This is a genomic window from Caldisericum exile AZM16c01 (assembly GCF_000284335.1).
Lineage (GTDB): Bacteria > Caldisericota > Caldisericia > Caldisericales > Caldisericaceae > Caldisericum > Caldisericum exile.
The window spans coordinates 897,107-916,804 of record NC_017096.1 but is presented as its reverse complement, the minus strand read 5'-3'; the positions used below and the strand labels follow the sequence as shown (position 1 = coordinate 916,804).

The 19,698-nt window shown below is 35.1% G+C and carries 21 protein-coding genes; 9 read left to right on the top strand and 12 right to left on the bottom strand.

The window, feature by feature from the left end:
• Positions 1-11: 11 nt before the first annotated feature.
• Genes CSE_RS04510 through CSE_RS04495 form a run of 4 tightly spaced genes read left to right on the top strand, consistent with a single transcriptional unit; the run spans position 12 to position 3,788 of the window.
• Positions 12-1,004 carry a M42 family metallopeptidase gene (locus CSE_RS04510; RefSeq protein ID WP_014453460.1) on the top strand — a complete coding sequence of 331 codons (993 nt, stop codon included), beginning with the start codon at positions 12-14 and terminating at the stop codon, positions 1,002-1,004.
• A 17-nt stretch (positions 1,005-1,021) separates the two neighbouring features.
• The gene (locus tag CSE_RS04505; RefSeq protein ID WP_014453459.1) at positions 1,022-2,908 is read left to right on the top strand and encodes an aldehyde ferredoxin oxidoreductase family protein; all 1,887 of its coding nucleotides are present in this window, start codon (positions 1,022-1,024) and stop codon (positions 2,906-2,908) included.
• 1 nt (position 2,909) lies between these two features.
• Positions 2,910-3,386: a metallophosphoesterase family protein gene (locus tag CSE_RS04500; RefSeq protein WP_014453458.1), complete on the top strand. Its 477-nt coding sequence runs from the start codon at positions 2,910-2,912 to the stop codon at positions 3,384-3,386.
• Positions 3,387-3,416: 30 nt separating this feature from the next.
• Complete coding sequence (locus CSE_RS04495) at positions 3,417-3,788, top strand: roadblock/LC7 domain-containing protein (RefSeq protein ID WP_014453457.1); 372 nt, start codon at positions 3,417-3,419, stop codon at positions 3,786-3,788.
• A gap of 41 nt (positions 3,789-3,829) precedes the next feature.
• On the opposite strand, the gene CSE_RS04490 is transcribed toward CSE_RS04495, so the two are convergent.
• The 8 genes from CSE_RS04490 to CSE_RS04455 form a co-directional block, all read right to left on the bottom strand.
• A complete protein-coding gene (locus tag CSE_RS04490; RefSeq protein WP_014453456.1) occupies positions 3,830-4,651 on the bottom strand; it encodes an NAD+ synthase in 822 nt (273 codons plus the stop codon).
• Complete coding sequence (locus CSE_RS04485; protein ID WP_014453455.1) at positions 4,644-5,492, bottom strand: nitrilase-related carbon-nitrogen hydrolase; 849 nt, start codon at positions 5,490-5,492, stop codon at positions 4,644-4,646. The genes CSE_RS04490 and CSE_RS04485 overlap by 8 nt, the downstream gene beginning before the upstream one ends.
• Positions 5,489-6,028, bottom strand: coding sequence for a QueT transporter family protein (locus CSE_RS04480; protein ID WP_014453454.1), 540 nt, complete (start codon positions 6,026-6,028; stop codon positions 5,489-5,491). Before CSE_RS04480 ends, CSE_RS04485 begins: the two co-directional genes overlap by 4 nt.
• The gene (locus CSE_RS04475; RefSeq protein ID WP_014453453.1) at positions 6,025-6,321 is read right to left on the bottom strand and encodes a lipopolysaccharide assembly protein LapA domain-containing protein; all 297 of its coding nucleotides are present in this window, start codon (positions 6,319-6,321) and stop codon (positions 6,025-6,027) included. Before CSE_RS04475 ends, CSE_RS04480 begins: the two co-directional genes overlap by 4 nt.
• A 66-nt stretch (positions 6,322-6,387) precedes the next feature.
• Positions 6,388-7,272 carry an ABC transporter permease gene (locus tag CSE_RS04470; protein ID WP_014453452.1) on the bottom strand — a complete coding sequence of 295 codons (885 nt, stop codon included), beginning with the start codon at positions 7,270-7,272 and terminating at the stop codon, positions 6,388-6,390.
• A 9-nt stretch (positions 7,273-7,281) separates the two neighbouring features.
• Positions 7,282-8,283, bottom strand: coding sequence for an ABC transporter permease (locus CSE_RS04465; RefSeq protein WP_014453451.1), 1,002 nt, complete (start codon positions 8,281-8,283; stop codon positions 7,282-7,284).
• A 55-nt stretch (positions 8,284-8,338) separates the two neighbouring features.
• Positions 8,339-9,922 carry an ABC transporter substrate-binding protein gene (locus CSE_RS04460; protein ID WP_014453450.1) on the bottom strand — a complete coding sequence of 528 codons (1,584 nt, stop codon included), beginning with the start codon at positions 9,920-9,922 and terminating at the stop codon, positions 8,339-8,341.
• Positions 9,923-9,996: 74 nt separating this feature from the next.
• Positions 9,997-10,854: a damage-control phosphatase ARMT1 family protein gene (locus CSE_RS04455; RefSeq protein ID WP_014453449.1), complete on the bottom strand. Its 858-nt coding sequence runs from the start codon at positions 10,852-10,854 to the stop codon at positions 9,997-9,999.
• 90 nt (positions 10,855-10,944) lie between these two features.
• On the opposite strand from CSE_RS04455, the gene CSE_RS04450 reads away from it, so the two are divergent.
• Both CSE_RS04450 and CSE_RS04445 read left to right on the top strand, forming a co-directional pair.
• Positions 10,945-11,829: a dihydrodipicolinate synthase family protein gene (locus tag CSE_RS04450; RefSeq protein WP_014453448.1), complete on the top strand. Its 885-nt coding sequence runs from the start codon at positions 10,945-10,947 to the stop codon at positions 11,827-11,829.
• Positions 11,826-12,122 carry an iron-sulfur cluster assembly protein gene (locus CSE_RS04445; RefSeq protein ID WP_014453447.1) on the top strand — a complete coding sequence of 99 codons (297 nt, stop codon included), beginning with the start codon at positions 11,826-11,828 and terminating at the stop codon, positions 12,120-12,122. Before CSE_RS04450 ends, CSE_RS04445 begins: the two co-directional genes overlap by 4 nt.
• On the opposite strand, the gene CSE_RS04440 is transcribed toward CSE_RS04445, so the two are convergent.
• Positions 12,119-12,886, bottom strand: coding sequence for a Gmad2 immunoglobulin-like domain-containing protein (locus CSE_RS04440; protein ID WP_014453446.1), 768 nt, complete (start codon positions 12,884-12,886; stop codon positions 12,119-12,121). The genes CSE_RS04445 and CSE_RS04440 overlap by 4 nt on opposite strands.
• Before the next feature lie 33 nt (positions 12,887-12,919).
• On the bottom strand, positions 12,920-14,119 hold the full coding sequence (locus CSE_RS04435; RefSeq protein ID WP_014453445.1) for an iron-containing alcohol dehydrogenase: 1,200 nt from the start codon (positions 14,117-14,119) through the stop codon (positions 12,920-12,922).
• A 52-nt stretch (positions 14,120-14,171) separates the two neighbouring features.
• Here CSE_RS04435 and polA point away from each other — a divergent pair, with 52 nt between their 5' ends.
• Genes polA through CSE_RS04420 form a run of 3 tightly spaced genes read left to right on the top strand, consistent with a single transcriptional unit; the run spans position 14,172 to position 18,069 of the window.
• Entirely contained in the window at positions 14,172-16,730 is a 2,559-nt protein-coding gene (gene polA / locus CSE_RS04430) for a DNA polymerase I (RefSeq protein WP_014453444.1), read from the top strand.
• Positions 16,727-17,329: a dephospho-CoA kinase gene (coaE, locus tag CSE_RS04425; protein ID WP_014453443.1), complete on the top strand. Its 603-nt coding sequence runs from the start codon at positions 16,727-16,729 to the stop codon at positions 17,327-17,329. The genes polA and coaE overlap by 4 nt, the downstream gene beginning before the upstream one ends.
• Positions 17,302-18,069 (top strand): RecB family exonuclease, encoded by a 768-nt coding sequence (locus CSE_RS04420; protein ID WP_014453442.1) that lies wholly within the window; start codon positions 17,302-17,304, stop codon positions 18,067-18,069. The genes coaE and CSE_RS04420 overlap by 28 nt, the downstream gene beginning before the upstream one ends.
• Here the strand turns inward: CSE_RS04420 and gmk are convergent.
• Positions 18,014-18,577 (bottom strand): guanylate kinase, encoded by a 564-nt coding sequence (gene gmk, locus CSE_RS04415; protein ID WP_014453441.1) that lies wholly within the window; start codon positions 18,575-18,577, stop codon positions 18,014-18,016. The genes CSE_RS04420 and gmk overlap by 56 nt on opposite strands.
• On the bottom strand, positions 18,574-19,695 hold the full coding sequence (locus tag CSE_RS04410) for a S41 family peptidase (protein ID WP_014453440.1): 1,122 nt from the start codon (positions 19,693-19,695) through the stop codon (positions 18,574-18,576). Before CSE_RS04410 ends, gmk begins: the two co-directional genes overlap by 4 nt.
• Between the last annotated feature and the right edge of the window lie 3 nt (positions 19,696-19,698).

Below are 19,698 nucleotides of genomic sequence, written 5' to 3'. Positions count from 1 at the left end.
AGGGGGTAATAATGGAAGAGTTAATAGAAAAATTGGTTAAGGTTTTTGGGCCTTCGTCAAGAGAAGATAAAGTTAAAAACCTAATAAAGGAAGAACTTAAAAAGTGTGAGTGCGAAATTTCGATTGATAAGTTTGGAAATCTTATTGCGCATATTCCTCAAAATGGGCCGAAACTAATGCTTGCTTCTCATCTTGACACGATTGGCTTCATAATAACTGATGTTGATAAAAACGGTTTAATAAGGTTTACTTCGATTGGTGGATTGAGGACTTCTTTTTTATTGGGTAGTCGTGTACTTTTTGAGAATGGCATTTTGGGTACAATTTATTACGATGATAGAGAAAATCTTTGGGAGCCCAAAGAGTTTAAAATTGAGAAATATTTTATAGACATAGGTGCAAAAAGCAAGAAGGATGCCTTAAATCTTGTAAGTATTGGAATGGAAGGTATTTTTTATCCGCAATTTTTTTTAAACGGTGATAGGATAATTTCACCTTCACTTGACGACAGGTCTGGCTGTGCTGTTCTTGTTGAACTTCTGAAGAACGTAAAGAAAAAAAGTCTAAAATATGACTTGTACGCGGTCTTTACCGTGCAAGAAGAAGTTGGCGTTAAAGGAGCAAGAACTTCTACTTATGAAATTACGCCAGATTTTGGAATTGCAGTTGATGTAACAACTGCGGGTGATTTTTTAGATCCCCATATTAATGCACTCGAGTTAGGAAAAGGACCTGCAATAAAGGTTATGGACGGTGGAATGATAACAAATACTGATTTGAGAAACGAACTAGTCAATATTGCAAGAAAAAATAATATTCCTTACCAGCTTGAAGTAATAACTGGTGGAACAACTGATGCGTTTGCAATGCAAATTACAAAGGAAGGTGTAAAGACTGCTGCTATTTCAATTCCAACTCGTTATGTTCATACACAAGGCGAACTGGCTGATATTAATGACATTAAAAATACAGTGGCTTTGTTAAAGAACTTCATTGAAAAATAAAAGGAGGTGATTATCGTATGCATGGAGTTTTTGGAAAGTATTTAGAAGTTGATCTTACAAAAGGAAGTTATGAAGTAAAAAATCTTCCAGAAGAAATTTTGTTAAAGTATCTTGGAGGGCTTGGGCTTGCAACAAGATTACTTTTTGATTACACAGATCCTCATGTTGATCCCCTGTCAGAAGGGAATGTTCTTATAGTAGCATCTGGCCTGCTTGTCGGAACTGGGCTTCCAACTGCATCAAAAACTGCTCTTACTTTTAAATCTCCTTTAACGAATGGTTTTGGACGAAGTGTAGCAGGCGCTTATCTTGGTGTTGCACTTAAAAAGGCAGGTTTTGACGCACTTGTGATAAAAGGTAAAAGTTCAAGGCCAGTTTACCTTTTAATTGACGATGACAAAGTTGAGATTCGTGATGCAACAAATCTCTGGGGAAAAGATGCTATTGAAACTCAGGAAATTTTAAAAAATGAGCATAGTGGTGTAAATACATGTGCGATCGGTTATTCTGGAGAAATGCTTTCGAAGATAGCTGGGATTGATTTTGAAGAGCGCCAGGCAGCCCGTGCAGGCGGTGGTGCAGTAATGGGAAGCAAACTGCTTAAGGCAATTGCCATAAAAGGCACAAAGGAAATCCCTGTTGCAAGTAATGAAAAGCTGAAAGAAGCAATCAAGAAATGGAATGGAAAAATTATTGGAAGTGAAGTTGCAAAACTTGATATGGCTTATGGCTCTGGAGAGTTCTATGAGTGGGTAAATAAAGAAATTGGCGTGTTTCCAGTTAAAAACTGGCAACAAAGTTATTTTGAGGATAGTTTTAAGGCACACCCTGATGGAAAATCACATCTCGATCCATATTATTGGTCTCCCATTTACACTGAAAAGTTACACCCATGCCCAAATTGCAATAAGCCATGTGGGAGGCATATAGTCATTAAAGAAGGTAAATATGCTGGTCTTCGTGTTGAAGGCGTTGAATATGAACTTCTGTATTCCTTAGGTGGAGTTCTCGGGATTGAGGATATAGAGGTTACAGCAAAATTGAACTCCATCTGTGATAGAGCTGGACTTGACGGGATTTCCGCAGGTGTAACTTTAGCATGGGCAATGGAAGCATATGAAAAGGGCTTGTTAACTAAAGAAGACACAGATGGCCTTGATCTCAGGTTTGGAAATGGCGATGCTGCAGTCCAGGCTATGGAAAAACTCGCAAGACGAGAAGGTAAACTTGGAGAGTTATTGTTTAACGGGGTAAAAGAAGCATCTCAAAAACTTGGCAAAGGCTCCGATAAATTTGCTCTTGAAGTAAAAGGCCTTGAGCCACCTGCTTATGATGTAAGAGGTCTTAAGGGAATGGCACTTGCAATTGCGGTATCCGTAAGAGGTGCTTGTCACCTAACAGGTGGAATCTATGCGCCAGAGTTAACTGGTAAGTTCTGGAGACTTTCAAACGTTGATAGACTTTCAACTAACTGGAAAGGTTATGAGGTAAAGACTGGTGAAGACTTCATGACTGTTTATGATACAATCGGGATGTGCAAATTCTCAAGAAGTCTTTTCTGGCTGGAAGATGAAATACGAGAAGGGATCGAGGCAGTTACTGGTGTAAAATTCGGTGTTGATTGGTTAATGACAATTGGTGAACGTATTTATAACTTACAGAAGTTGTTTAACATTCGTGAAGGCTTTGGAAGAAAAGACGACTATTTGCCTTATAGGGTAACTCACGAGCCAATTTCAAACGGCGTAAGTAAAGGACATTATGTAAATGAGGAAGAATTACAAAAGATGCTTGATGAATATTATATGGCAAGAGGTTGGTCAAAAGATGGTATTCCGACTAAAATGCACTTAAAGAGACTGGGACTTGATAAGGAATCAGAGGATTACGGCGCACCTATTTAACATGATTAAGATACTTGTTGTTTCTGATATACATTATCCCGATAGGATCTCAGTAATACCTGATTTGAGTGCTTTTGTGAGAGATGTTGATGCTATTTTTGCACTTGGGGATTTTACGTCTATTGATGTGCTAAACTATCTTAACTCATTTAAAAAAGCAGTTTATGCAGTATTTGGTAACATGGACGAGCTTATAATTAGAGAACATTTGAAGGACAAAATAATGGTTAATATTGGAGGCTTGAAAGTTTGTTTAACTCATGGGAGTGGCGGACCGAAAGGAATAGAAGAAAGAATCAGAGCTTCTTTTGAGACGAAATGCGATGCGTATGTTTTTGGTCATACACATCAGCCTATGAATAGGTATATTGATGAGATACTTTTGTTTAACCCAGGTTCACTTGCCATCCAAAATGCAAGTTTGGGGTATTTGTATGCGGAAGATAAGAATATCTGGGGTGATATTGTTTATTTGTAGATTTAATTATACAAAAATAAGGAGGCGAAAATGGTTGAAGGAAAACCAGCACAAATCGTTGAGGTTTTAAGGCAGCTAAAACAGGAAAATCCTGATGTTGAAGCACTTTCAGTGGTAAGTCTTGATGGTCTTCCAATTGCAAGTTTGTTACCACCAGATGCAGAAGAGGACAGAGTAGCTGCAATGTCCGCTGCAATTCTTGCATTGGGAGAAAGAGCGCTTGATGAACTTAAGAAAGGAACTTTGGAACAGGCTTATGTAAAAGGTGAATTCGGTTATGTTATTACAACTGGTATTAAAAACCTTGCTGCGCTAATGGTTGTTACCAATAGAGAAGCAAAACTTGGAATGGTAATGCTTACAATTAAGAAAGGGGTTGAAGAACTATCTAAATTGATCTAATTATTTTAAATACTTGTTTACCGGGCTCTTGCCCGGTATTTTTATTTGAATACATCGTGCGGGTAAAGGAAATCGTGTCCAAAAGTACGTAACGAAATTTTGCATACAGGTGGTAAAGTTCTTTTAAATTGAGTTGAGAACATCCTGTTCAAGACATTTTCTACATGCTCTTTTTTAAAGCCCATTTCCATTATCTCATCTTTTGTTTTTCTTTCTTCAAGATAGAGGTATAGAATTTGGTCAATTTCAGAATATGGAGTTCCAATTTCGTCCTCATCAGTTTGTCCTGGCCACAGATCTGCTGAGGGCTTTTTATTAAGTATACTTTCCGGCACACCTATATATTTGGAAAGACCAAAAACCTGAGTTTTATACAAATCCCCTATAGGATAAATGCCTGCAGCCATGTCCCCATACCATGTTGTGTATCCTAAAAGTATTTCACTTTTGTTACTTGTGCCAAGAACTATTGAGTCAAATTCTCTTGCTTTATCAAATATTATACTCATGCGGATACGTGCAAGAAAATTACCAATTCTAAATTTATCTTGAATCTTTTCTCTTTCAAAGTAGCAATCAGCGATGTCTGTGATTTCAATGACTTCATGTTCTATACCTAAATCTTTTACGACTTTTAGTCCGTCTTCAATTGACTCTTTTGAACTTAATTTATACGGAAGAAGAACTCCAAAAACATTTTCTTTTCCAAGCGCCTCTACTGCAAGATACGCAACAAGAGCCGAATCAATGCCACCAGAAATTCCGATTAATGCGTGCTCGAAGTTATTACTTTTTAATTCTTCCTGTATAAACTTAACTATAAATTTCTTTGTTAGTTCATAATTAAGCGAGAGGTCAATCATCGCTTCCTCCAATTATTTTTCGAAGATTTTCTTCAAAAACTTGCTTGTTTTCTTCTTTAATAAGTGGAAATGACGTCCTCTTTTTGTAAATGTCTTCCGTATCTACGGTTCCAGTAACAATTTCCTCCTCAAAAAGTCCTGCTCTAACAATTTTTTTTCCAGTAGGTGACTGTACAAAACTTCCTCCGTAAAAGCCAAGCCCATCATCAAAACCAACCCTATTTACGTAAACGATAAAAAAACTAAAGAAATTAGTATATACTGATGAAGCGTTTTCAACGGTTTCTTGGATTTGTGGTTTTTCGCCTTTAAGTCCTCTAAGTGGCATATTACTAATAGCAAAAACAAAATCCACATTATCAAAATAAGCAAGACTTAGAAGCGGTGGATGAAAGAAGTCCCTGCATATTATTACACTTATTTTTCCATAGTCAGTTTTTATTGATTTATATGTTTCTCCTCTTCCAAAGAATCTTAACTCTTCAAACATTCCGTGTGTTGGAGGAAACATTTTTCTATACAGTAATTTTATTTCTCCTTTAGAGAGATACAGTGCTGAGTTGTAGATAATTTTATCTTCACCTTTTTCCGCAAACCCAAGTACAATATCAATGTTTTTACTCATTTCTTTGATAGGTTTGAAAAAGTCTGAATTTGAAGGAAGCGCAACTTCATATGTGAGGTCTCTTAATAGATATCCTGTGATACTTAGTTCTGGAAACACTATAACTCTTGCACCTTCTAAAATTGCCTTTTCTGCAAATTCAAGATGTTTTACAAGATTTTTTTCAAGATTTCCAAGCGTTGGATTAATTTGTGCAAGAGAAATTTTGAATTTCATCTATTAAATCTCCTTTCCAATGCATATAATAGTGGCAATCCTAAAAGATATGTTGCAATTGCTTCACCTATGCCTATTGTAAGTACTCCAAATAAATATGGTTTCAAGGCAAAGTGTTTAAATGAGTATTTGAATGCGTCAATAAGTCCAAGTTTTGTATTTAAAGTTGCAAGCGTTACTACATAAGAACTAACTCCTAATGCATTAAAGATAATTGGTGGAAGTGGTGCAAAGTATTTTTTAAGTTTTTTCTTTCCAATAAAGTAGGTTAAGAGAGCAGAGATTAAGGTCAAGAATGTTCCAAAAATCCAATCAATAGGTCCAAAAGGTGAAAATAAATTCGAAAGAAAGCATCCAATTGTAACACCCAATATTGCCTCAGGGAAACTATATGGGAGCACAACTAATGCCTCAGATATCCTAACTTGAATTACACCAAATGAAATTGGTGCTAATATTGTTGTTAAGGCGAAGTAGAGCCCAGCGATGATCGCAGATCTTAAAAGAATAATTAAATCATCTCTTTCTGTTTTCATTTCCCTTCTTTATGTTCTTCCTCCCTATTAGAAGGTTGTCGTTCAATCTTTGCTTTTTGGATTTGCTCCTTAAGTTGTTGTATTTCAATGCTGTATGCAATGAATGAAATGAGCCATATTATGATTCCACCGATGATGAAAGACACAAGAACCAATGCGCCCGAAGAAACATTTTCAATCAAATAACCAAAGAGATTGATTGATGTAAAGTAACTTATATTTAGAAGTATAAACCATGTTGCAAATCCAGAGAGCAAAAGCAAAATTATAAGCAAGGCACCAATTTTTTTCATTTAAACCTCCAACTTTTATATTTGCTTTTAATTTTACAATACTTTTGGGGAATTTCAAAGAAAAATTTAGAGTTTTTTTCTGAGTCTTGGGTCAATTGCATCCCTTAAACCATCACCAAACAAATTAAAACCGAGAACAGATATAAGGATTGCAAGTCCTGGGAATGTTGCAAGCCACCAATACCCACCTGTAATATAGTGATTTGAATTGGCAAGCATTGCACCCCATTCAGGTGTGGGAGGCTGAGCACCTAACCCCAAAAAACCAAGTGCCGCTGCATCAAGAATAGCACTTCCGATACTTAACGTAGTATAAACTATTATTACAGAGAGGACATTTGGCAATACATGCACTCTTAATGTCCTTAAATTTGGTGATCCAATTGCTTTTGCTGCCTCAATGTATTCGCTATTTCTTACAACAATTGTCTCTGATCTTACAACTCTTGCAATTTGCGGTGCATATGTAATTCCAATTGCAATCATGGCTTTTGATAATCCTCTTCCTAAGACAGAAACAATAACAATAGCAAGCAAGATTGAAGGCAGTGCAAACATTATATCTGTAAGTCTCATAAGAAGATTATCAATCCACCCACCGTAAAATCCTGAAAAAATACCTGCAATACCTCCAAGGAAAACCCCAATTATAACTGCGATTACACCTACCGAAAGAGATACTCGAGCACCATATATAATTCTGCTTAAAATATCTCTACCAAATTCGTCTGTTCCCAAAATGTTTTTTGTATTTCCTGCCCAAATACCCGGTTTAAGATTGTTGTAGAGGTTTTGTTCTATGGGATCATTTGGTGATATTATTGGTGCTAAAATTGAAGTTACAATAAGGATTGAAACAATTATCAAACCAAGAATTGCGGATTTATTTTTCTTCAAACTTTTTAGCGAATCGCTTAAGAATGTCTCATGTATTTGAATTTCTTCATTCATAATCTCACCTTAGTAATGAATTCTTGGATCAATATAGGCATATAAAACATCGACAATTAAATTTACTATCGCAACAACGAACGCAACAAAAATCACTGCACCTTGAATTGCAGGATAATCTCTTGCGTTTACTGCTTGCACTATATATGTACCCAATCCAGGCCAGTAGAAAATTGTTTCAGTCAATACAGCTCCTCCCATTAGCATTGCAAACTCTGTACCGGCTGATGTAAGAATTGGAATTAGAGCGTTTCTTAATGCGTGCTTAACGATTACAGTTCTTTCGGGAAGTCCTTTTGCTCTTGCTGTTCTTATATAATCCTGGCTTATTACGTTTAGCATACTTGAACGAGTTATCCTTGCGATGAACGCCATTGGAATTGTTCCAAGGGCAATGGAAGGGAGAATTAAGTGTTTCAGTGCATCGAAGAAAGCGCCAAAATTTAGTGTTAAAAGGCTATCAATGAGATATAGATGAGTTATTGGTTTTATTGAATAGAAGACCGAAAGCCTTCCACCAGTTGGAAGTAAGTTCAGTTTAATACTAAAAAGTAGTACAAGCATTATTGCAAGCCAAAATATAGGCATTGAAACACCAAAAAGTGCCAAGAACATCGTGATATAATCAAAAAGCGTGTATCTTTTAATTGCAGAGATTATTCCTGCTGTTATTCCAAAAATACTTGCAAAAAGCATTGCAAATATTGAAAGCTCCAAAGTATTAGGAAACCTAAGTGTTATCTCTGTTAGAACACTTTCGTGTGTTAGAATTGACCTTCCAAAATCTCCTCGAATCGCATATTTGAGCCATATAAGGTATTGCTCCCAAATTGGTTTATCAAGTCCCCATTTTTTTCGCATTTCTTCAAGGATCTCTTTTGATGCATGTTCACCTGCCATTGTTCTTGCAGGATCTCCAGGAATAAAGCGGACAAGTAAGAAAATAATGATCGAAACTGCAAAAAGCATCACCAAGATGTTTATAAACCTTTTAATTATATAATTTCTCACTTTTCACACCTCTGTTTTAAGTTAAGGGGGCTTTCGCCCCCTACATAAATTCAATCTATTTGGTGATACTTACTGTTTCAAAGTGGTAATCACCCGTGGGGTATAGCACAAATCCTTGCACGTTCTTACTGAAAACCAATATCTGTTTTGCGTGTGCAAGTGGCACCCAAGGTGCATCATTATGAACTATCTCTTGGACTTGTTTGTAAAGTTCTGCTCTTTTTGCTTGGTCTGTTTCTCTTTGTGCCTTAATATTTAACTCATGCACCTTCGGATTTCTGTAAAATGCAATATTTCCTGCGCTTCCAACTGTTGCAGAATCTGAGTCAAGCAAGACATACAAAAAGTCGTCTGGATCTGCATAATCTGCTGTCCATCCAAGAAGTGCCATTGGGTGTTCTCCATTTTCTGTCTTTTGTAAGTATGTTCCCCAATCATAGGTTACGATTTCAGCGTCAATTCCAACTGCCTTTAGATCTGCCTGGATTGCTGTTGCAATCTTTTGGGGATCAAACATGTAAGGTCTTGAAACAGGCATTGCCCAAAGTTGCGTTTTAAATCCATTTGGATAACCTGCTTCTTTTAGAAGTTCTTTTGCTTTTGTTGGATTATATTCATAATCTTGAATTGAATCATTGTAACCCCAAAGTGTTGGTGGAATAGGATTCTTTGCAACGACAGCAGTTCCTTTGTAGAGCTGGTCAACAATCGCCTTCTTATTTATTGCATAGTTAATTGCCTGTCTAACCCTAACATCTGCAAATGGTTTTTGGAAACCGGGTGTATCTTCACCCATATTCATTGCAAGATAACCAACATTCAAACCTGGTTCGCTTAAAATTTGGAGATTGCTATCCTGAGAGATTTTTTGTAGGTCATCTGGGTTTGGAAATTCCATTCCTTGCACTTCACCTTTTTGTAATGAAAGAAGTCTTTGAGATGCGTCTGGGATAACCTTAAAAATGAGTTTATCAATTTTTGCTTTCTCTCCCCAATAGTCAGGATTTTTCTCAAGCGTTATGTGGTCACCTTTTATCCATTCTACGAATTTAAATGGGCCAGTACCAACTGGGTGTGCAAACCACTGATCTCCCCATTTCTCACAGTTTGTAGGGCTTACAATATAAGCAGTGAACATCGCCATAGTACTGAGGAATGGTGCAAATGGATGGTTAAGTGTAATTTTTACAGTATAGTCGTCAACCTTCTCAGTCTTGCTAATTTCACTAAAGCACCATTGCCAGTATTCCCACTTTCCATACTTGTGGAACGGGTGGTTTGGATCCCTTTGACGCTCGAAGGAGAAGACCACGGCATCCGCATTAAATGGTGTTCCGTCATGGAATTTTACGCCTTGCCTTAGGTGAAATGTCCATATAAGTCCATCGCTTGATACATCCCAACTTGTTGCAAGCCATGGTTCTACCTCAGTTGTGCCTGGCTTGTAACGGACAAGACCTTCAAAGATGTTGTTCATAACAGTTATAGATTCTCCATCTGTTACATCTGCTGGATCTAGTTCAACTGCATCTCCTGCTTTTGCAAAAACAAGGGTTGTAGGTTGTGCTGCTTGTTTACATCCCGCAAATAGGCTTACTACCATAAATACGGTAATAAGCAACACCAACACTTTCTTCATACTTTCGCCTCCTTTGGTTTAAATTTTTCTTTTCATTGTGCTTTGAGGTAATTATATGAAAAAAGTTTTTGTAGTCAAGATTTTAATTTATATTTTTTTGATTTTAGTAAAATATTCGTACCAATATTATATCCGATTGATCTTGATATTGGGGCGCATTTTATTTTGAGAAGAAAGAATATTGGCAGTTCTTCGTCAGATAGTGTTTCATAATTGGCTTGTCCTTTTGCAATAATTAGTTGAGTATTTTTTAAGATTTGAATAAAGTCTTCGCTTAATTTATACAATACAGTTCCTGCCATTTGTGAGCCTGTTTCGACAACATTTTGTATTCCAGATTTTAGTGCATCTTCCTTTGTTGCGTCATTTATTATTGCCTTACTTTTTACTGCATACTTAACTTCTTTTCCAAGGTCTAACAGAGTTTCAATTAACACTCTATCAAAAACGGTTTCGCCAGCATTATCGCCAATGAAAAGAATTTTTTTGGATCTTTCTATTGCCTTTTTAAATTCTATATAATCATTTAATTCAAAATTGTCGGTTAAAAACTTTTCAAAATCTATTTCAATCTTATCGAATGTGCTTCCAAGATCTATTGCATTACCCATCATTGCAACTTTTGTGCTTTCTAAAAGTCTATCAGACCCTTTTTCAACAAATTCTTTGAGTTTTGGGTATAGGGTAAGTGCAATTTTTATATGTTCGTCTTTTATGTTTTTATATGGATCGTCGTTTTTAGTTATTTTGTATACCAATTTGTAAAGTGGTTGTGCAAGTTCAGGTGGAGTAAGATTAAGGTTTGCATTACCAAGGTATTTTGCGCTTTCCTTTAATATAATTTCAATATCACTGCTACTTTCTGTTGCAACCTTTGAAATGCGAAGTATCTGATTATATACGCAGGTAAGGCATTCAATTTCTGATTTCATACAAAATTTTATAAGAAGTTGCAACTTTTTACAAGTTAAAGTACCTTGCAGGATATGAAATATTAAGTTAAAATGTATTAGGAGGAAAAAATGGATATAAAAAATATAGTTGCATTAATAACACCATTTAAGGAAGATGGTGCAATTGACTACCAAGGATTCGAAAAATTTTTGGATTATCTTACAACTAAGTCCCCCGATGGTCTTTTTGCAAACGCAACTACAGGTGAATTTACAAATTTAAGTTTGCAGGAAAAGAAAAATGTTGCACTTTTTGTAAAGAAAAATTCCAAAGACATTCCTGTATATGTGAATGTGCACTCGACGGTTTTTGAAGAGACTCTTGAAATGTGTGAATTTGCAAAAGAAGGAAACTTCTATGCGATAGTCTCCCCACCACCGTTTTTCCTTGTGCCTTCACAAAGGGGCTTATATGATTATTTTATTAAAATCGCAGAAACTTCTGAGTTACCTACGTTTATCTATAACATCCCAGCACTCACTGGTTACTCTCTATCGGTAGATTTAATTAAGGAACTTGCAAAGCATCCCTTAATAAAAGGTATCAAGGTAACATATGATAACATGGGATACCTTGTTAGGCTTGTGAATGAAGTAAAGGCAGTAAAAAGTGACTTTGAAATTTTTACAGGAACTGAGCAACTCTATGTGCCACTAATCGTAACAGGTGGAGATGGAGGAGTAATGGCTCTTGCAAATATAGCGCTCGATATTTTTAATGAGGTTAAGGCTGCATTTATCAGAAGAGATTTAGAAAAGGTAGTAGAGTTGCACAAAAAAATTACAAGGCTAACGTATATTTATAATCTTACAACTTCTTTTGGTTATGCGATTAAAGTTGCACTTGGTTTTATGAACATCCCTATTGAAAGGTATGTAAGAAGACCTCTTATGGAAGATTCTTTTAACGAAGAGGAGTTTAGAAATATACTTAAAGGGGTAGGTTTAATATGAATGAACTTGAAAGAAAAATAATTGAAGCATTAAAAAAGGTGAAAGACCCTGAAACAGGAAATGACATAATATCAGAAAACCTTGTTTATGGATTTACACCAAAGGAACAATACATAAAGGTTTTTGTTTCCTTCGAGGGTTCAACTCCCACTTGTAATTTTTGTAAGGCAATTTCCTGGACAATAATAGACAAAATTTCATCTGAGATCATTTCTGCTTTAAAGGAAATTGGATTTGAAACGGTTGAGGTTGTTGAAGAGTTGAACCCAAAACTTATATACAAAGCAGGTTAAGGCTGGAGCACCTCTTCCGTATTGCCATTTGCAGAAATTATAACCTCGTATCCAGGATAAAATTGCTCGAGAGTTTTAGTTATTTCTGCCCTTATTGCTGCTACTCGGCAAGAGCCACCTGCAATGACTAATAGCTCTTTACCAAAATCAATTTGCACCTTGTTGCTTGTTATTTTTTCAATTTTGTTTATCGTTAGGTTTTTCGGGGTTGTCATTAAATAGCCTTCGGATTCTTCATTTTTGGTTGGTCCCAAAAGGAATATCTTCATTGTGTCTATTGGTATATCTTGAGAGCTTGAAGCTATACGCCTCTCAACTGGGAATACCTTGGTGCAGTCAAGCATTTCAGGATTTTTCTTTGTATTACCGTAAAAAACTAAAACTGTTTTGTAGGGCATTCCATAGTTAATACTTTTTTCGTCGGAACTTGTGATTGTACCATCCTTTGGCGAAGCAATATACGCTACAACTTTGATCTTATCGGTTTGCGGAAATACTTTCAATTTTATGTCTTCTTTAAAATTTCCGAATTGACCCATATCTTTTGCATCTGTTATTGTAGAGCCCTGAAACAGAATAAAATCATTACCATCGACTACCTTAATACCAATAGTGTTTTCAAATGCGCGACCTCTGCCTTCGATACGAATTGAGCCATCGCCATTTACACTTACTTTTGACAGTGAAACTTCCCTTTCCTTAAAAATACTACAACCAGATAAAAACATTAAAACAACCAGAAACACTACCAAAATTTTTTTCATATATACCTCCTCTTTAATTAGATACTATCGGTCTTAAAAAAGTTCCAAAATTTTCTTTTCAATTTCTGAGTAATCGTATGCAAGTTCGTAAATTTTCATAATTTCATCTTTGTAAATCGGTTTCTTCGCTCTTATAAAGTCTTGGTTTCCGTCATCTCTTAAGGCAGATTCAACAAATGCTTTGAAAGATTCTTTTTTCACTCCAAGGTCTTTTAAACCATTAAGTGCGTTAATTTGCCTGAGCCAATCAACTATTCGTAAGATAGTTTCTCTTGGGTTGGTTATGCCAAAGACCATCTCCCCAAAAAGTGCAAGTCTATCTTTGTGAAGGTCATATGTGAAAATTAAGTATGCTGGAATAATTGCCGATAGCCCTCTTCCATGTGCAATACCATAGATACCAGAAATTGGATGCTCCAATCTGTGCATTGGATGAGGGCCTTTCCTTCCTGCATTCGGTATTCCAGATAGCGCAAGTGCCGCAATCCATGAAAGTGCCTCTCTTGCCTCGATGTTTTGAGGATCATGAAAAACTACTTCACCCGCTTTCATACATTCCTTTAAGAGACCTTCAGAAATTCTGTCTGAAACAGGTGCGTGTGCATTAGATGAAAGATAGCTTTCGAAGATATGAGTGAACATATCAACTACACCATCTATTGTAGACCTTTGAGGAACTGAGAGTGTAAGAAGTGGGTCGATTATTGAGATTGAGGGAAATAACTCGGGATGGAAAAGCCCTCTTTTGTCTCTTGTCTCCGAATTTGTTACAACTGCTGCGTTGTCAAGTTCTGAGCCTGTTGCTGCAAATGTTACGATAGTAAGGAGAGGGAGAGTTTTATCTTGAATAGTTTCTTTTGGTGGTCTTTCAAAGTAATCCCAACAAGACTTCTCTGTTTTTGCTATTACCTTAATAATTTTTGCTGCATCTATTACGCTTCCACCACCTATTGCAATGATAAAATCAACATTTTCATTTCTTGCAACTTCACCGCCTTTATCAACTGTCTTTGATTCTGGATTTGGTTCTATTTCTGAATACACAACATATTTAATACCTACTTCATCTAATTGTTTAAGTGCTTTATCAAGTAATCCAGACTCTTTTGCAAAACGTCTTCCCGTAACAACAAGTGCCTTCGTTCCGAGTTCTCTTGCATACTTTCCTAACGAGTTAAATTCACCTTTTCCAAATACTACTTTTGTTGGTATATGTAATACAAAGTTATCCATATTTTACCTCCTTCATTTAATTATAACCCAAAAACGTATATAATAATTGTGAATGAAGAAAATAATATTGGTTGATGGAAGTAGCGTAATTTTTAGGGCTTATTATGCCTTGCCTAAGTTTACGACCTCAAATGGTATTCCAACTTCTGCAGTTTATGGATTCCTGAGGATGCTTTTGAGAATCCTTAAAGATGAAAAACCTGAATATATTGCTGTTGCTTTTGATAAAAAAGCACCCACTTTTAGGCACATAGAGTATAAAGAATATAAATCTCAAAGACCGAAAATGCCAGACGAACTATCAGTTCAGTTTGATATAGTAAAGGAAATTCTTGATGCAATTGGGATAAGGTATTACGAGCTTGAAGGCTTTGAGGCAGATGATATAATAGCAACGTTTGTAGAGAAACTTAAAAAATTCGAACTTGAAATTTTAATACTATCTTCTGATTTTGATCTTGCCCAACTTATTCAAAAGAATGTTAAACTACTTATTACTAGAAAAGGTGTAACAAAGATTGAGGTTTACGACGAGGAAAGATTCGTCAAGGAATTTGGTTTTGAGCCCACACATCTTGTTGACTACAAGGCACTATTGGGCGATGTTTCAGATAATATTGAAGGAGTTAAGGGGATAGGAGAAAAAACTGCAAGCAAACTAATAAGTGAATTTAAAAATGTTGAAGATATACTTAAAAATGAGGAAGTTGCACTAAAATTTAGATTAAAAGATGAAGAAGAGAAGATACTTAAAAATAAATCACTTTGTATGCTTGTTAAAGATGTCCCAGTTAAATTTGAAATTGATGACCTAAAAGTACCAGATTTTAAAACGGAGAATACCCATAAGGCACTCAAAAAATATGAATTTAACTCGATATCAAAAGAATTTGGATTTAAAGAAGGAGATTTAGTTAATGATTCGCTTTTTGGAAATGCTAATAAAGAGGAGTTAAAGTCTACAAATTTAAAAATAGAAGATAGAGGGGACTCTGCTGAAAAAGCAGTTCTATATGTTTCATCTAATGAAAAGCGATTAGAGAATGTTATACTTGTATATAATGAATCTATTTATGAGTTTGATTTTGAAAACAAGCTTTTCCTTGATCACAGACATCTTCCAATTCTGAAAGATGTTCTTTTAAATGCAAATTTGGAAAAGTATACGAACAATTTGAAAATGCTTTATAAAGTTGCAGACTATATTGGAGTGCCCTTAAACAATGTTTTGCTTGATTCATCACTTGCTCTATACCTTATAGACCCAGACGGAGAAGATTTTTCTATAAAGAATTTTAAACGTTACTTAAATGCAGAAATAGAAATTGCTAATTTACATGATGAATTAAACTTTCTAAAGAACTACGGACATCATATTTTAGAGTATCTAAAGAAGGAAGGTTTGGAATTCGTATTTAGAAATATTGAATTACCGCTCGCGAAGGTCCTTTACAACATGGAAAAATTAGGTATAGCAATTGATGTAGAATATTTTGAAAGACTGAACGATGAAATTGATGCAAGAATTCAGGAGCTTGAACAGAAAATTTATAAATTAGCAGGTATCTCATTCAACATATTATCTTCAAAGCAATTGTCTTCTGTTTTGTATGAAGTATTGGGAATTGAATTTCCAAAAGGTTATTCTGGTGGCACAGGAAGTAGTATTTTAACTGAAATAAGCAATTCTCATCCGATAATCCCTCTCATTATTGAATATAGACACCTTGTAAAATTAAAAAATACATATATTGAACCAATACCACATCTTGTTTCAAAAGAAACAGGGAGATTGCATACTATATATCATCAGATTGGAACCTCAACAGGAAGATTAAGAAGCACAAATCCTAATCTACAAAACTTACCAGTGAAAGATGAATGGGGGAATAAGATCCAAAGAGGTTTTATAGCCCAAGGAGAAAATAACGTGCTTGTAAGTGCAGATTATTCTCAAATAGAACTACGCATACTTGCACATCTATCAAAGGATAAAAATCTTATTGAATCTTTCTTAAATAAAGAAGATATCCACAAAAGAACCGCAATGGAAATATTTAACTTAAAAGAAAGTGAAGTTACCAAGGAGAAACGAAATCTCGCAAAGGCTATAAATTTCGGAATTATTTACGGAATTTCTCCTTATGGCCTTTCGAAGCAGATTGGTATCTCAAAGGATGAGGCTAAAGAGTATATTGAGCGTTATTTTAATCGTTATCCAATGGTAAGAGAATATATTGAAAAAGAGATTGTCTTAGCAAAAGAAAAAGGAGAAACTCGAACGATATTTGGAAGAAGACGGTTTATACATGGGCTCGACGACAAAAATGGTGTTATAAGAGAGAGTGCAAAAAGAATTGCAATAAATAGTCCTATTCAAGGAAGCGCTGCAGATATAATAAAACTTGCAATGGTCGAGATAGAAAACAAAATAAAAGATATAAGAATTTTACTGCAGATCCACGATGAACTTGTGTTTGAGATAAAGCGAGATGCACTCATTGAAAAATTACCCTTAATTAAAAATACAATGGAAAATATTTGTAAGCTGAGTGTGCCACTTGAAGTTGATATTTCTTATGGTAGAAACCTTGGGGAGGCACGTACGTGAAGGTAATTGGGCTTACTGGAAATATAGCCTCAGGAAAAAGTTCAGTTTCAAAAATATTAAGAGACTTAGGTGCAAAAATTATTGATATGGATAGTATTGCAAAAGAAATTCAAAACACTAACTATAAGGGTGTAGTCGATAAAATTAGAGAAACTTTTGGCGTAAGCGTTTTTCAAAATGGGAAGCAGCTTGACAGACGTGCATTGGGAAACATCGTCTTTAGCGATAAAAAGATGCTTGAGAAATTGAACAACATCATGATACCTGTAATGACTGAAAGACTTTTGGAAGAATTAGAAAAAGCAAAAAATGAAAATGTCGATGTTGTTGTTGTGGATGCTGCGATTCTTATTGAGGCAAATTGGGATAGATTTACAGATGAAGTTTGGGTTGTATATACTCCTAAAGAACTACAAGTAAAAAGATTAATTGAAAGGGAGAATATAGATAAAGAGTTAGCTTTAGAAAGAGTGAATTCCCAAATGAGAATTGAGGAAAAAATGAAGCGTGCTAATGTAATTATTGACAATAGTGGAGATTTTGAAGATTTAAAGCAGAAGGTATTGGAATTATGGCGGAAAATGAAAAGTTCTACTTGAGTTATTCAAAAATCGCAACATATGTAAAATGTCCGTTAAGATATAAGTTTATTTATATTGATAATTTGGAGACAGAGATAAAACCTTATTTTAGCCTTGGGAATTCTATTCACAAAGTCCTTGAGAAATTCTATAGTCCCAATGAAAACTTTAAAGTTCTTAAGAAAGATCCTTATAAGTATCTCATTGAACTTCTCGATAAGCACTGGATAAGCGCTGGTTATAAAAACGAAATAGAAGAAATAAAAGCGAAAAATGAAGCCAAAGAAATGCTTACTGCTTATTATAGAGAAAACATTTTTGGATTTACTCCTGCTTTTGAGGTTGAATCTGAATTTTCAATTCCGTTTTTGGGGTTGGAGTTGAGAGGACGTCTTGACCGAGTTGATAGTGTAGGAAAAGATTTTGTAATAATTGATTATAAAACCAACAACTTTCTTTCAGATTCATTCAGAGAAGAGGAAATTTTACAACCAGTAATTTATAAAATTGCAGGCAATTATAAATACGGGAAAAGTATTAAAGAAATCAGTTTTCATTATCTAAGGAAAGGGAAAAAAATTAACTTTGATATTGGACTTTATCTTATTGAAAAAAGTAAAAAGAGAATTACAGAAATTACAGAGAATATATTTAAAGGGAAATTTCCACCCAATGTTAATGGAAGTTGTAACTCCTGCGAGTTTAAAGACCGATGCGAAGCTTACGCTCTTTTAAAATTATCTCGTAAATCTCTTTAACTGTATTCTCCAAGATATCGTTTACAACGACATAGTCATACAGGTATCTTTCTTCAATCTCTTCTTTGGCTCTTTTTGTTCTTTTTTCTATCTCAGATAAATTTTCGGTTCCTCTTTTGTTAAGTCTTTCGATGAGCGCTTCTATGCTTGGTGGCATTAAAAATATTAAAAGTGCTTCATCATATTTATTTTTAATTTTTTTTGCTCCTTGTACATCAATTTGAAAGATAACATCCTTTTCGTTATTTAAACCTAAGTCGACGAATCTTTGTGGTATACCATAAAGATTCCCATGGACAATAGAATACTCTGCTAATTCCCCTTCTTCTATCATTTTTCTGAAGGATTCTTCGCTTACAAAAAAATAATCTATACCATCAATTTCGTTTTCTCTTGGATGCCTTGTTGTGCAAGTTATTGCAATTTCAAAACGTGGATCAAGTTTAACAAGTTCTTTACTAACCGCACCTTTTCCAACACCTGATGGACCTGATATAACTATAATCATGGTTTTAAAAGTTCCAAGGCTTTATCTAATTGTTCATCCTGTGTAGTTTTTGGGTCATCTTGAACTTCAATGTCTGGTTTAATGCCAATTCCATTAATACTTGATTTGTCAGGAAGAAGATACTCCTCTACCGTTATCTTAAGAGAATATGACTGAGGAAGAGGGAAAATTTGCTGTATAACGCCTTTACCAAATGTTTTTTCGCCAATAATTTTTGCAACTTTATAGTATTTCAACGCGCCTGTTAAAATTTCTGAAGCACTTGCAGTGCCACCATCGACAAGAACAACCATTGGAATACTAAGTTTTTTACCACTTATATTAATTGGTGTTAGTTTTCCGCTTCTATCTTTTGTGTAAAGTAAAACTCCACTTGGAATAAACTGACTGGCAACATTTTCACATTCAGACAAAAGTCCACCGGGATTACCTCTTAAATCTAAAATGATTCCTCGTACATTTTTCTCTTTAAATTCGTTTAATGCTTTTTCAACATCTTTTCCTGCTCCTTCAGAAAACATAAAAATGCTCAAATAGCCAATCCTACCATTGTCAAGATACTTTATCTCAGTTAAAGGTATGTTTATGGTCGCTCTAATTATGTTAAATGTAAGTTCCGTGCTATTTCTTTTTATCTTTAATGTTACCTGTGTTCCAACCTTACCTTTTACCATTGATGCAACTTCATCTAAGGTGAGGCCGTATGTAGATTTTCCGTTTACCTCGACTATAATATCCCCTTTTATCAATCCACTTTTTTCAGCAGGGGAATCTTTAAAAACAGTTACAATTTCCGGGTAATTTAATTCTTTGTTTTTGTTTATAACAACTCCAATTCCAGCATATTCTCCTTTTACCTCTTCCTGAAGTGCTTTTGTTTCTTCTGGATTCATGAAAACTGTATAAGGATCATTCAAAGAGTTAACCATTCCTTTTATGAGTTCTTCTTCAGTAATGGGTTTATAGAAATTTGAAAGAAGGTAATCTGCGGTTCTCGTAAGAAGCAAGTGAGAGCTTGTTTTACTAACTCCTATTGGATATCTGAACCCTACAAAATAACCAGCGACAAACGAAACTATTAAAAGCAAAATTACTGTAAGTATGGTGTTTCTCTTCATTTA